The organism is Halobacillus sp. H74, from assembly GCF_052246715.1.
In the GTDB taxonomy this organism is placed as follows: Bacteria; Bacillota; Bacilli; order Bacillales; family Halobacillaceae; genus Halobacillus; species Halobacillus litoralis_A.
On the sequence record NZ_JBQQCI010000002.1, the window covers coordinates 107,932 to 120,854 of the forward strand.

The window sequence follows — 12,923 nt, forward strand, 5'->3', positions numbered from 1 at the left end:
GGTAAATGAAAACTTATCAATATACGGTTTACATAATGATTTACATGTTAATCTATTTTATTTTTCGACAGATATCTAGCTTAGTGTGGACAATTGATAGCGTTTTTTTATACAATGAACATGCAGTGAAAATTGATGGGAGGATGAAACATGAACATTCACGAGTATCAAGGAAAACAAATCATGCGTGATTTTGGCGTTTCAGTGCCAAACGGCCACGTAGCATATACCGTAGATGAAGCTGTTGAAGCAGCTAAGAAATTAGGTAGTGACGTGACTGTAGTCAAAGCACAAATCCATGCAGGTGGACGTGGAAAAGCCGGTGGAGTCAAGATCGCCAAGAATCTTGATGAGGTGCGTACATACGCTGATGAGATACTAGGTAAAACACTTGTAACCCATCAGACAGGACCAGAAGGTAAAGAAGTGAAGCGCTTACTCATCGAAGAGGGATGCGACATCCAAAGCGAGTACTATGTAGGCCTTGTCCTGGACCGTGCTACTAGCAAGGTGACTATGATGGCATCAGAAGAAGGCGGTACAGAGATTGAAGAAGTAGCCGCTGAAACACCGGAGAAGATCTTCAAAGAAGTAATCGATCCAGTTACAGGCTTGACACCATTCCAAGCCCGTCGTCTTGCTTTCAACATCAATATTCCTAAAGAAGCATTAGGCAAAGCAGTTAAATTCATGTTGGGCCTTTATGATGTTTTCTTGAAAAAAGATTGCTCTGTTGCGGAAATCAACCCACTTGTAACAACAGGGGACGGAGATGTATTAGCACTTGATTCGAAATTGAACTTTGACGATAATGCATTATTCCGTCAAAAAGACATTGCTGAACTGCGTGATCTTGAGGAAGAAGATCCGAAAGAAGTTGAAGCTTCCAAATATGACCTGAGTTATATCGCTCTTGATGGAAACATCGGATGTATGGTCAACGGAGCTGGCTTAGCAATGGCGACAATGGATACAATCAAGCACTATAGCGGTGATCCTGCCAACTTCCTTGATGTAGGTGGCGGAGCAACTACGGAAAAAGTCACAGAAGCATTTAAAATCATCCTTTCTGATGACAATGTCAAAGGGATTTTCGTCAATATCTTCGGTGGCATCATGAAGTGTGATGTAATCGCAGAAGGTGTCGTAGAGGCCACGAAACAAATCGGTCTAACATTACCACTTGTCGTACGTCTAGAAGGAACGAATGTGGATGCAGGGAAGAAAATCCTTGAAGAATCCGGATTGAATATCACGTCTGCTGACTCTATGGCAGAAGGCGCACAAAAAATCGTTGAACTAGTCAAGTAGAAAGGCGGGGAAATCAGATGAGTGTATATATTGATAAGAATACAAAAGTCATTGTTCAAGGTATCACCGGCTCGACTGCATTATTCCATACAAAACAAATGGTTGAATACGGTACACAAATCGTCGGTGGAGTCACACCAGGCAAAGGCGGGACAGAAGTAGAAGGTATCCCTGTCTATAACACTGTCTCTGAAGCAGTCGAAAAAACTGGAGCGAATGCTTCGGTCATTTACGTTCCTGCTCCATTCGCAGCAGATGCGATTATGGAAGCTACAGATGCAGACATGGATCTTGCTATTTGTATTACAGAACACATTCCAGTGCTTGATATGATCAAAGTGAAACGTTACATGGAAGGTAAGAAAACTCGCCTTGTCGGTCCTAACTGCCCTGGTGTCATTACACCGGATGAATGTAAGATCGGTATCATGCCAGGATACATTCATAAAAAAGGTCACGTAGGTGTTGTGTCTCGTTCTGGTACATTGACATATGAAGCGGTCCACCAGCTTTCTGAGTCTGGACTCGGTCAATCTACAGCAGTAGGAATCGGCGGAGACCCTGTCAATGGCACGGACTTCATTGATGTTCTTAAAGCTTTTAATGAGGATGCTGATACTGAAGCGGTCATCATGATCGGTGAAATCGGTGGTACAGCTGAAGAAGAAGCCGCTGAATGGGTGAAAGCAAATATGAGTAAACCTGTTGTCGGCTTTATCGGTGGTCGTACAGCTCCTCCAGGGAAGCGTATGGGGCACGCCGGGGCTATCATTTCTGGTGGTAAAGGTACAGCTGATGAGAAGATTCGTGTCATGAATGAATGTGGCATCGAAGTGGCTGAAACCCCTTCTGTTATGGGCGAAACCCTCATCCAGGTATTAAAAGACCAAAACCTTTTTGAAAAATGTAAAACACATTAAAGTTAATAACATGCAGCAGAGGCCGTATCGATCCAGGTACGGTCTCTGACTTATGAAATGAGGTGCGAAGTGGTAACCAGAAGAGAACGTTTGATTTGTTTGCATGATTCTCCCCACGTATCCAGACCACTCTTAAAAAGACTTCTTCGTCTCGATGATCAATTGCTCCTCCCCTTTTCCTGTTCATCTAAAGAATTGGCCCACATTCTACAAATCCCCGTTGCCCGATCCACTTCCATCATTCAGCACATAAACGACCCTAATATAATGAAGAAACTCGACAAATATCAGCAAAATATCTCCTTATTAACCTGGTTCGATCTTGGGTATCCTAGTTTATTGAGGGCCATTCCCGACCCTCCTCTGGTTCTGTATTTTAAAGGAGATCATACCCTTTTAAATGCACCACTTTCCCTCAGTGTTATAGGGACAAGAAAGCCCTCCCCCTACGCCTTTACAGCTATGAAAGCTGTACTGCTCCCCATTATCCAAAGTCGATGCACGATCGTAAGTGGTATGGCCAAAGGTATTGATCAGTATGCCCATACACTTGCATCCGAACATCAGGGAAGAACTATTGCTGTTCTTGGGTCGGGTTTTCAGCACATCTATCCGACAAATGACCTTCCTTTGTACGATCGTCTTGTGCGAGAACACTTAGTGATCAGTGAATACCCGCCAGACCGTCCTCCGAAAAAGTATCACTTTCCGGAGCGCAACCGGATCATATCTGGTTTGACGCCTGCCACTTTTGTTATTGAGGCAAGGGTGAAGAGTGGTACTTTAATAACCGTAGATCAAGCACTGGAGCAGGGCAGGGATGTGTATGCACTTCCAGGACCTGCAGGCAGCCCTACAAGTGAAGGGTGTCATAAGATGATCAATGAAGGTGCAAAGCTCGTTCATACGTACCGTGACATTCTTGAAGATTGGTTAGAAAAATTTGAATAATTCGCTGGAAAGGTGTTACAGTCATGAGGAGTATTGGACCATTTTTAAACTTTTTTTATAAAAGTATGTTTGACAAACGGTTTCATTGTATTTAATAATAGGGAAGATTTATTTTATGAAAATATTAAAAGAGACAACACCTCTATGGGAGGAACCTATATGGCAGATTATCTTGTAATCGTTGAGTCACCTGCAAAGGCTAAAACTATTGAACGATACCTAGGAAAAAAATACAAAGTGAAAGCTTCACTAGGTCACATCCGTGATTTACCTAAAAGTCAGATGGGTGTAGACGTTGAAAATGAATTTGAACCTAAATACATTACCATACGCGGGAAAGGACCCGTACTGAAAGACTTGAAAACTGCTGCGAAAAAAGCGAAGAAAGTATATCTCGCAGCCGACCCTGATCGTGAAGGGGAAGCCATTGCCTGGCACTTGGCTCATAGTCTTGACATTGATGACAAATCAGAATGCCGCGTTGTTTTTAACGAGATCACGAAAGAAGCGATCAAGGATTCGTTCAAACATCCACGCACTATTGACTCCCACCTTGTGGATGCCCAACAAGCGCGGCGGATATTAGACAGACTTGTCGGTTATAACATAAGCCCGATCCTTTGGAAAAAAGTTAAAAAAGGCTTAAGTGCAGGCCGGGTTCAATCGGTAGCTGTCAAAATTATCATTGACCGTGAAAATGAAATCAAAAAATTCGAACCCGAAGAATACTGGACTATCGAAGCGGATTTCTTGAAAGAAAAGGAAAAATTTGAAGGATCTTTTTATGGAGTCGACGGAAAGAAGCAAGACTTGAAAACAGAAGACGATGTAAAAAAGGTTCAGGAGCGTATGAAAGGCAAGGACTTCTCAGTTGAAAAAGTAAATAAAAGAGAGCGCAAACGGAATCCTTCCCTTCCATTCACAACCTCTTCTTTGCAACAAGAAGCAGCCAGAAAGCTGAATTTCCGTGCGAAGAAAACGATGATGATCGCGCAACAGTTGTATGAAGGAATTGATTTAGGTGGAAAGCAAGGCACGACTGGTTTGATTACGTATATGCGTACAGATTCAACCAGACTTTCCAATACAGCTAAAGAAGATGCGAAACAATATGTTGTAAGCAACTTCGGTAAGGAATACCTGGGCAATAATAAAGCGGCCAAAAAGCAAGAAGGTGCACAAGATGCTCACGAAGCGATTCGTCCGACAGGCGCTGACCATGACCCTAAAGCGATGAAAAAGATTTTATCGAGAGACCAATACCGCTTATATAAATTGATTTGGGACCGTTTCATATCAAGTCAGATGGCCCCTGCTGTGCTGGATACGATGACTGTCCATCTATACAATGAAGGTGTTGAATTCAGGGCAACTGGTTCAGAGGTTAAATTTAAAGGATTCATGAAGGTTTATGTGGAAGGAAACGATGACAACAAGAAAGAAAAAGATAAACTTCTTCCTCATTTACAAGAAGGGATGACAGTGAAGGCTGAAGAAATCAAGCCGAATCAACACTTCACCCAACCACCTCCGCGTTATACGGAAGCCCGCCTTGTTAAGACACTGGAAGAGCTAGGAATCGGACGACCATCTACTTATGCTCCAACGTTGGACACGATTCAACGGAGAGGCTACGTTGCTTTGGACAACAAACGTTTTGTGCCGACAGAACTTGGGGAGATTGTTTTAGAGCAACTGAGAGAATACTTTCCTGAGATCATCGATGTCACCTTTACAAAAGGTATGGAAGATGACCTTGATGCAATTGAAGAAGGAACAGAAGAGTGGGCAAACATTATCGACCAATTCTATCAAGGCTTCCACCCTCGTTTGGAGAAAGCTGAAAAAGAGATGGAAGAAATCGAGATCAAAGATGAACCTGCAGGAATCGACTGTGAGAAATGCGGACACGAAATGGTTTATAAAATGGGCCGGTACGGAAAGTTCCTTGCGTGCTCCAATTTCCCAGAATGCCGCAATACGAAGCCGATATTGAAAAAAGTCGGTGTTACTTGTCCGAAATGTAAAGACGGAGAAGTTGTCGAGCGTAAAAGTAAAAAGAACCGCAAATTCTTCGGGTGTGAAAATTATCCCGAATGTGACTTCATCTCATGGGATAAGCCGATCAGTCGCCCTTGCCCTAAATGTGAGTCTTTACTTGTCGAAAAGAAATCCAAAAAAGGCACCCAAATCCAGTGTACGAGTTGTGATTACAAAGAAGAACCACAATCCTGATCATGTTATATTTTGAAGAGTCTATGACTATCCTTATGGTTATAGACTCTTCTTTCTTTTCTTTTTGATTGACACTCCTTATATAGGGAGCTATAATTACGGTTTGGTAAGGCTATATACTTGACAGACATTGGAAGTTGAATTGGGAAGATAGAAAATAAAATTGCTTACTTACATGAATTTAGTTGGAAACAATTCAGAATTTTGTTACATTTTTATTAAAGCCATTGTGGTGCTGTTCCTAATTGTGATAAAATTTAAACGCCTTCGTGAGGTGAAATATGAAATCTGCCCATATGTACAAAAAAGAGTTCATGGAGTATCTCCAAATTGAAAAAAATGCATCTCCATTGACAATACAGCATTACGGGAGAGACATTGATGAATTTATCGAGTTTATGAATTCTGAAAGCATCACATTACTTGACTGCGATTACCCTGACATCCGTGTGTTTTTGTCCAGACAACATGAAGCCCGCTTTTCCAGAAGGTCCGTTTCGCGGAAGATATCAAGCCTTAGAAGTTTCTTTCGTTTCTTAGAACGGGAAGAAAGGGTTAAATATAACCCATTTTTGAATGTATCACTGCCGCGTGAGGATGTACCTATTCCTGAGTTTTTTTATGAGGAAGAGCTGGACCAGCTTTTTACAATCAGTGATTTGACTACTCCTTTAGGCCAACGCAATCAAGCGCTTATCGAGTTGATGTATGGCACAGGAATTCGAGTCAGTGAGTGTGTCAAGATGGAAGTGGGAGATCTTGATTTTTCGCTCGACACTGCCCTTGTTCAAGGAAAGGGAAGGAAAGAAAGGTATGTACCTTTCGGGCAGTTTGCTGGAAAAGCACTGAAATCCTATATTGAAGAGGGAAGAAATGAGCTTGCTTCAAAAAAACAGGAGGACACTAAACGTTTATTCCTCAATGCAAAAGGAGGGCCATTGACCCAAGATGGCGTGAGGCTGGTTTTGAAAAAAATGGTCAAGGATGCGTCGTTGACCGTCAATATCCATCCACATAAACTGAGACATTCCTTTGCGACACATTTATTGAATGAAGGAGCGGACCTGCGTTCCGTGCAGGAATTGCTCGGCCATGAACACCTTTCTTCAACACAAATTTACACTCATGTAACTAAAGACCGGTTGAGGAATGTATATATGAACAGCCATCCCAGAGCGAATAAGAGGTGAAGGTAATGAATCAACAATTTCATGCTACGACGATTTTCGCTGTCCATCACCAGGGAAAGTGTGCTATGAGTGGGGACGGTCAAGTGACATTGGGAAATCAAGTCGTTATGAAGCATAAAGCAAGAAAAGTGCGCAGAATTTACAACGATCAGGTCCTGGCAGGGTTTGCTGGTTCAGTAGCAGATGCTTTCACACTGTTTGAAAAGTTCGAAGGAAAGCTTGAAAGCTATGACGGCAACTTGGCCAGGGCGTCTGTTGAACTTGCCAAAGAGTGGCGCAGTGATCGAGTTTTGCGAAAGCTGGAAGCTATGCTGATCGTGATGGATAAAGAAAACATGTTTCTTGTATCCGGTACTGGGGAAGTAATAGAACCGGACGATGGTATTCTTGCTATCGGTTCAGGTGGAAATTTCGCATTGAGTGCGGGAAGAGCTCTCAAACGCTATTCCCCAGAGCAGTCAGCATCTCAGATTGCACAAGCTGCCTTAGAGATTGCTGGCGAAATATGTGTGTTCACAAACGATCAAATCATATTGGAAGTTCTCGAATAAGGGGGCATAAATGAATGTCATTGAATTTGACGCCTAAACAAATCGTTGAAAAGCTCGATCAATACATTATAGGGCAGAATAACGCTAAACGGTCTGTTGCGATCGCTTTGCGGAACCGTTACCGAAGGATGCAGCTGACAGATGACCTGAAAGATGAAATCGTTCCAAAAAACATTCTGATGATGGGACCGACCGGGGTTGGAAAGACAGAAATCGCCCGGAGATTAGCCAAATTGGTCGGTGCTCCTTTCGTTAAAGTGGAAGCGACGAAATTCACAGAAGTCGGTTATGTCGGCAGGGACGTGGAATCGATGGTACGTGATCTTGTAGAAATGGCCGTCCGTATGGTGAAAGAAGAAAAAATGGAGACGGTCAAAGAGCGTGCAGAGGAACAAGCGAATAAGCGTTTAGTAAAGCTTCTCGTCCCATCTAAGAAGAAAGAGAACAATAATTTCAAGAATCCATTCGGGATGCTTTTCAACCAAAGTGATGAAGAGGAGAACGAGGCGGATCAAGAGCAGGAAGAAACAGAGATTGAGAAGAACCGGAGCCGGATCCGTCAGCAGTTGGATTTAGGTGAGTTAGAAGACCGTATCGTGACGATAGAAGTGGAAGAATCCCAGTCTTCTATGTTTGATATGATGCAAGGATCCGGAATGGAACAGATGGGGATGAATATGCAGGATGCTTTCAGTCAATTCATGCCTAAAAAGAAGAAAACGCGGAAAATGCCTGTTTCAGAAGCACGGAAAGTTTTAACACAGGAAGAAGCAGGGAAACTTGTCGATATGGACGAAGTCGGTCAGGAAGCTGTTACAAAAGTAGAACAGTCAGGAATGATCTTCATCGATGAAATCGACAAAGTAGCTGCAAAAGGTGATAACCAGGCTAACGTTTCCAGGGAAGGTGTACAGCGTGATATCCTTCCAATCGTAGAAGGATCGACGGTCGTAACGAAATATGGTCCTGTTTCTACCAATCATATTTTATTCGTTGCTGCGGGTGCTTTCCATATGGCAAAACCATCTGATTTGATTCCAGAATTACAAGGACGCTTTCCGATCCGGGTCGAGCTGAATAAATTGAGTGTTGAAGATTTCAGGAACATTTTGACAGAGCCATCCAACGCTCTTTTGAAACAATATAAGGCATTACTTGAAATTGAAGGTATAAAGGTTGAATTTTCTGACGATGCTATTACTAGACTTGCAGAAATAGCTCATGAAGTGAACCAGGAAACGGATAATATCGGAGCGCGGAGGTTGCATACAATTTTAGAAAAATTGTTAGAAGACCTCTCCTTTGAAGCTCCGGACGTGATGATGGAAAAAATAGAAATCACACCACAATACGTAGACAGCAAACTATCATCGATTGTCAAGAACAAAGATTTAAGTCGATTTATATTATAATTTATTTACCAACAAGGAGGAAATACACATGAATTTATTAGATCGTGCACGTAAAATCAACGCCATGCTACAAAAGACTACAGGGAAATCCGTCGACTTCAATGACATGTCCGCTACTTTAAGAGACGTCATTGAGGCTAATACATTCGTATTAAGCCGTCGTGGTAAGCTGCTTGGATTCGCGATCAACCAGGAGATTGAAAATGAACGCATGAAAGAGATGCTGTCTGAGCGTCAATTTCCACAAGAGTACACCCAAAACCTTTTCAACATCCAGGAAACAACCCCTGATATCGATATTAATAGCGAATATACAGCGTTCCCTGTTGAAAATCGTGAACTGTTTGAAAGTGGACTGACAACCATCGTTCCTATTATCGGCGGGGGCCAGCGTTTGGGGACATTGATTCTCAGCCGTTTAAACGGTGCCTTCAATGAAGATGATCTGCTTCTTGCTGAATATGGTGCAACAGTAGTTGGGATGGAAATACTTCATGAAAAAACAGAAGAAATTGAGCAGGAAGCCCGCAGTAAAGCTGTCGTACAAATGGCGATCAGTTCTCTATCCTACAGTGAATTGGAAGCCATCGAGCATATCTTTGAAGAATTGGAAGGAAATGAAGGGTTGCTTGTAGCAAGTAAAATCGCTGACCGTGTAGGCATTACAAGGTCTGTGATTGTCAATGCTCTGCGTAAGCTGGAAAGCGCAGGAGTTATTGAATCCCGTTCTCTAGGAATGAAAGGGACTTATATTAAAGTTCTTAACAACAACTTCCTGGTAGAGTTGCAAAAGCTTCGTACCAACTAAAAAGTCTGCACCGTATATAAGAAAAGTAGTTCAGTTTTAGAGGACAAGAATTTGACTTGTACCCTCTGACTGGACTACTTTTTTTTATTCGAAAATTTTTTGAGAATCTCTTTGTAATAGTCTGCGATGGAGAAGAAGGGGTCTTATAAAAATGAAGGAGATAGTTTCACTGACACATCAAAAATAGCAATAGTCTGCAAAATCCTTAACAGCTTAAAGCTTTGCTGTATAGATCCAATCCTTGTGATGGTGAAACACCGATGAGAAGCACAAATCACTGCAGGGTTTAATATACATTTCTCAGACAATAAAAAAAGGGGCCAAATGTCCGGGGACATGACCCTCTAGTGAAAACTCCCATTATGTCTAATCCTACTTCTTATGTAGCACAAATATTCATCCCCAGGAAAATATAACCTATTCTAAATTACTATAGTAGGGGTTTTTTTATTTGACTAAAAATTAATACTATTCGACATGAAAGTGTGTAATAATGTTTATTATAATTGAAAATACGACAATTTCCAACAAAAACCAAATAAGTAGCTCTAATGGTCCTGGTACTTTAGGCCTGTTTGTAATACTCTCGTAAAAACCTGTCATAAAACATAGACACAAGTATACAAATTTTTTTACAATTGTCTCTGTGAGTATGGAATAATGTCGAATCGAGGTGAAGGCGATGAAGCTCTTCAGTGATACATTTACCACCTTGGAGAATGCTTTAAACTATTCTTCTGCAAAAAACAGAGCTATTTCGAATAATATTGCCAATGTTGACACGCCAGGGTATAAGGCGAAAGATGTGGCATTCAAAGACGTGCTCGCACAAGAACGTTCATCGTTCCAAACGAAAAGAACAAACGAACGCCATTTTCAATTCGGTCCTGATACTTCTGAATCATACCGGACTTTCACAAAATCCAACACTACATACAATCACAATGGGAACAACGTCGATATTGATAAAGAAATGAATGAATTAGCTCAAAACCAAATCCAATACCAGGCTCTTGTCGATCGAATGAGCGGTAAATTCCGCAGCTTGGAATCAGTCATTAAAGGAGGGAACTAGACGATGAGTATTTTCCATTCCATGAATACAAGTGCAAGTGCTTTGACAAGTCAGCGTTTAAGAATGGATGTCGCATCTTCGAATATAGCCAATGCCAACTCAACAAGGGCCACCTTGAATGAAAATGGTGAGTGGGAGCCATACCGTCGCAAAATGGTCGTGTTCCAACCAGCTGAAAATAACTTTCAAAACTTCTTACATAAAGCTGCTCAACAGGACTCTCCTGGTTCAGGGGTGAAAGCAACACAAATCAGAGAAGACGAGGAGCCATTCAAAGTGGTCTTCAATCCGAACCATCCTGATGCAGGGGAAGATGGATATGTCCAAGTGCCGAATGTTGACCCATTGCAGGAAATGGTGGATATGATGAGTGCCACACGTTCTTATGAAGCGAATGTGACCTCAGTAAATGCTTCGAAAAGCATGCTTATGAAAGCATTAGAAATCGGAAGATAATTAAAGGTTAGGAGAGTATGGTTATGCCAGATTTGAACGCAGTATCAGGTTCCCAATCCGCAACAGTACAGCCCTCCGGTTCCCAGTGGAAACAGAAAGTCACACCCGGAGAAGCCCAGGCTACCTTTTCTAAACAATTGAAAGAGGCAATAGAAAGTGTGAACGATGCGCAGGTAGCATCGAATGACAAAACGAAAGCTCTTGCGCGTGGAGAAATCAATGATTTACATGATGTGATGATTACTTCGCAAAAGGCTAGTATTACGATGCAGACAGCAGTAGAAATGCAAGGCAAAGTGGTCGAAGCCTATAAAGAAGTCATGCGTATGCAAGTCTGACTGAACTAAGGATAATCCGCACTAGACTATTCGCATAGGTCGTGCTTTTTTTGGGGGCAACTATGAAAGAAAAAATATCATTATATAAAGAAAAAATAATTACCTTTTGGAAAGAACGAAAAAAGTCACAAAAAGTACTGATCATAGGGACAGCCCTTGCTATCATTCTCATTATTTCATTGACAGGAATTTTTGCTTCAGGGTCTAAAATGGTGCCGTTATATCGGGATTTGACGTTACAGGAAATCGGTCAAATCAAAACGGAACTTGATGCCAAGGGGATTACTTACGAGTTGGACCAGGGTGGGACGACGATTCTTGTTCCTGAAACACAAGCGGAAGGGCTGCTTGTAGATTTAGCTGCAGCCGGACTTCCGAACAGTGGATCTATTGATTACGGCTTCTTCAGTGACGACACCTCGTGGGGGATGACAGACAACGAATTTGATGTCATTAAACTCGATGCCATGCAGACTGAACTTGCCGACCTAATGAAGGGGATTGGCGGCATTCAAGATGCAAAAGTGATGATCAATATGCCTGAAGAACAGATTTTTGCATCTGAGTCAGGCCAAGAAGCCTCTGCATCAGTTGTGTTGAATGTCCAACCAGGGCATCAAATTGAAAACAAACAGGTCGAAGCTCTTTATAATCTAGCTTCTAAGTCTGTTCCAAATCTTTCTAAAGATAATATCGTCATCATGGACCAGAATTTCAACTATTTTGACATAAATGATTCTCCGACCGCTGGTGGGGAAAATGCTTATACATACCAGCAAAATGTAAAGCAGGATATTGAGAGAGATATCAAGCAGCGTTTACAACGCATGTTAGGCATGATGATCGGCCAGCAGAAAGTCATTGCAACTGTGACAGCTGATATTGATTTCACGAAAGAACAACGTGTAGAAGAGCTAGTCGAGCCTGTCGATCCTGACACAATGGAAGGTTTGCCAGTCAGCGTCGAGCGTATTGAAGAAACGTACGAAGGCGGAATTCCTGAAGGTGGTGTCCCGGGGGCTGGAGATGAAGATATCGCCAATTACCCTGCAGGTGAGAACGGCTCCGGCGGCGACTATGAGATGAACCGTGAAACAATCAACAATGAATTCAACCGGATTAAGAAGAACATAGAGGAAAGCCCTTATAAGGTGAGGGATTTAGGCATCCAAGTAGCTGTGGATAATACGAAAGGAACGACTGAAGATGGTGAGGTAGAATATTTAACAGCGGCAGAACAACAAACGGTTGAAGAAAGCATTCAATCGATTGTCGATTCCATGATCACTACTTCTATTAATGGAGATTATGGAGAAGTCAATCCAGAAGAGAAAGCCTCCATAGTTTTTCAGGAATTCAATGGGGAACCTGACTTCCCAGACTCTGATCCGGGCATTCCGTTATGGATGTATATAGTAGGGGGATTGTTAACCTTCATCATTGCTGTTCTCATTTGGATGTTGTTCCGCAGGAGAGGCAATGAGGAAGAAGACTATGTCATGTACGAGGAACGCATGCAGGAAACGCCTGAACCGCGTGAAGTACCTGAGATAGAAGAGAAAGAAGATGAATCGACTCACAAACGAAAACAGCTGGAAAAAATGGCGAAAGAAAAACCGGAAGATTTTGCAAAATTACTGCGATCATGGATTGCGGAAGATTAGAGGGGGTCCTTT

The 12,923-nt window shown here is 42.2% G+C and carries 12 protein-coding genes; all 12 read left to right on the top strand.

All coding sequences use genetic code 11. The features are described from left to right. The first annotated feature begins 150 nt into the window (after positions 1-150). The 12 genes from sucC (at position 151) to fliF (ending at position 12,911) form a co-directional block, all read left to right on the top strand. Complete coding sequence (sucC, locus tag ACTWPX_RS03765) at positions 151-1,311, top strand: ADP-forming succinate--CoA ligase subunit beta (RefSeq protein WP_443118571.1); 1,161 nt, start codon at positions 151-153, stop codon at positions 1,309-1,311. A gap of 17 nt (positions 1,312-1,328) precedes the next feature. Further along, positions 1,329-2,231, top strand: coding sequence for a succinate--CoA ligase subunit alpha (sucD, locus tag ACTWPX_RS03770; protein ID WP_128522774.1), 903 nt, complete (start codon positions 1,329-1,331; stop codon positions 2,229-2,231). Between the two features lie 69 nt (positions 2,232-2,300). Continuing rightward, a complete protein-coding gene (gene dprA, locus ACTWPX_RS03775) occupies positions 2,301-3,182 on the top strand; it encodes a DNA-processing protein DprA (protein WP_443118572.1) in 882 nt (293 codons plus the stop codon). A 159-nt stretch (positions 3,183-3,341) separates the two neighbouring features. Further along, positions 3,342-5,417, top strand: coding sequence for a type I DNA topoisomerase (gene topA, locus ACTWPX_RS03780; protein ID WP_128522773.1), 2,076 nt, complete (start codon positions 3,342-3,344; stop codon positions 5,415-5,417). Positions 5,418-5,698: 281 nt separating this feature from the next. Beyond that, positions 5,699-6,607, top strand: coding sequence for a tyrosine recombinase XerC (xerC, locus tag ACTWPX_RS03785; RefSeq protein ID WP_443118573.1), 909 nt, complete (start codon positions 5,699-5,701; stop codon positions 6,605-6,607). A gap of 5 nt (positions 6,608-6,612) precedes the next feature. Beyond that, a complete protein-coding gene (hslV, locus tag ACTWPX_RS03790; RefSeq protein WP_443118574.1) occupies positions 6,613-7,158 on the top strand; it encodes an ATP-dependent protease subunit HslV in 546 nt (181 codons plus the stop codon). Between the two features lie 14 nt (positions 7,159-7,172). Then, on the top strand, positions 7,173-8,570 hold the full coding sequence (gene hslU / locus ACTWPX_RS03795; protein ID WP_128522770.1) for an HslU--HslV peptidase ATPase subunit: 1,398 nt from the start codon (positions 7,173-7,175) through the stop codon (positions 8,568-8,570). Between the two features lie 28 nt (positions 8,571-8,598). Further along, on the top strand, positions 8,599-9,378 hold the full coding sequence (codY, locus tag ACTWPX_RS03800; protein WP_128522769.1) for a GTP-sensing pleiotropic transcriptional regulator CodY: 780 nt from the start codon (positions 8,599-8,601) through the stop codon (positions 9,376-9,378). A gap of 682 nt (positions 9,379-10,060) precedes the next feature. After that, positions 10,061-10,453, top strand: a complete 393-nt coding sequence (flgB, locus tag ACTWPX_RS03805; protein WP_128522768.1) for a flagellar basal body rod protein FlgB — start codon at positions 10,061-10,063, stop codon at positions 10,451-10,453. A gap of 3 nt (positions 10,454-10,456) precedes the next feature. Then, on the top strand, positions 10,457-10,909 hold the full coding sequence (gene flgC / locus ACTWPX_RS03810; RefSeq protein WP_443118575.1) for a flagellar basal body rod protein FlgC: 453 nt from the start codon (positions 10,457-10,459) through the stop codon (positions 10,907-10,909). Between the two features lie 23 nt (positions 10,910-10,932). Beyond that, on the top strand, positions 10,933-11,247 hold the full coding sequence (gene fliE / locus ACTWPX_RS03815; protein ID WP_443118576.1) for a flagellar hook-basal body complex protein FliE: 315 nt from the start codon (positions 10,933-10,935) through the stop codon (positions 11,245-11,247). A 62-nt stretch (positions 11,248-11,309) separates the two neighbouring features. Continuing rightward, positions 11,310-12,911, top strand: coding sequence for a flagellar basal-body MS-ring/collar protein FliF (gene fliF, locus ACTWPX_RS03820; protein ID WP_443118577.1), 1,602 nt, complete (start codon positions 11,310-11,312; stop codon positions 12,909-12,911). Positions 12,912-12,923 lie beyond the last annotated feature (12 nt).

Excerpts from the sequence above, each read along its gene's own strand:
- sucC (WP_443118571.1), top strand. The coding sequence starts at position 151 with ATGAACATTCACGAGTATCAAGGAAAACAAATCATGCGTGATTTTGGC.
- sucD (WP_128522774.1), top strand. The coding sequence starts at position 1,329 with ATGAGTGTATATATTGATAAGAATACAAAAGTCATTGTTCAAGGTATC.
- topA (WP_128522773.1), top strand. The coding sequence starts at position 3,342 with ATGGCAGATTATCTTGTAATCGTTGAGTCACCTGCAAAGGCTAAAACT.
- xerC (WP_443118573.1), top strand. The coding sequence starts at position 5,699 with ATGAAATCTGCCCATATGTACAAAAAAGAGTTCATGGAGTATCTCCAA.
- hslV (WP_443118574.1), top strand. The coding sequence starts at position 6,613 with ATGAATCAACAATTTCATGCTACGACGATTTTCGCTGTCCATCACCAG.
- hslU (WP_128522770.1), top strand. The coding sequence starts at position 7,173 with ATGTCATTGAATTTGACGCCTAAACAAATCGTTGAAAAGCTCGATCAA.
- codY (WP_128522769.1), top strand. The coding sequence starts at position 8,599 with ATGAATTTATTAGATCGTGCACGTAAAATCAACGCCATGCTACAAAAG.
- flgB (WP_128522768.1), top strand. The coding sequence starts at position 10,061 with ATGAAGCTCTTCAGTGATACATTTACCACCTTGGAGAATGCTTTAAAC.
- flgC (WP_443118575.1), top strand. The coding sequence starts at position 10,457 with ATGAGTATTTTCCATTCCATGAATACAAGTGCAAGTGCTTTGACAAGT.
- fliE (WP_443118576.1), top strand. The coding sequence starts at position 10,933 with ATGCCAGATTTGAACGCAGTATCAGGTTCCCAATCCGCAACAGTACAG.
- fliF (WP_443118577.1), top strand. The coding sequence starts at position 11,310 with ATGAAAGAAAAAATATCATTATATAAAGAAAAAATAATTACCTTTTGG.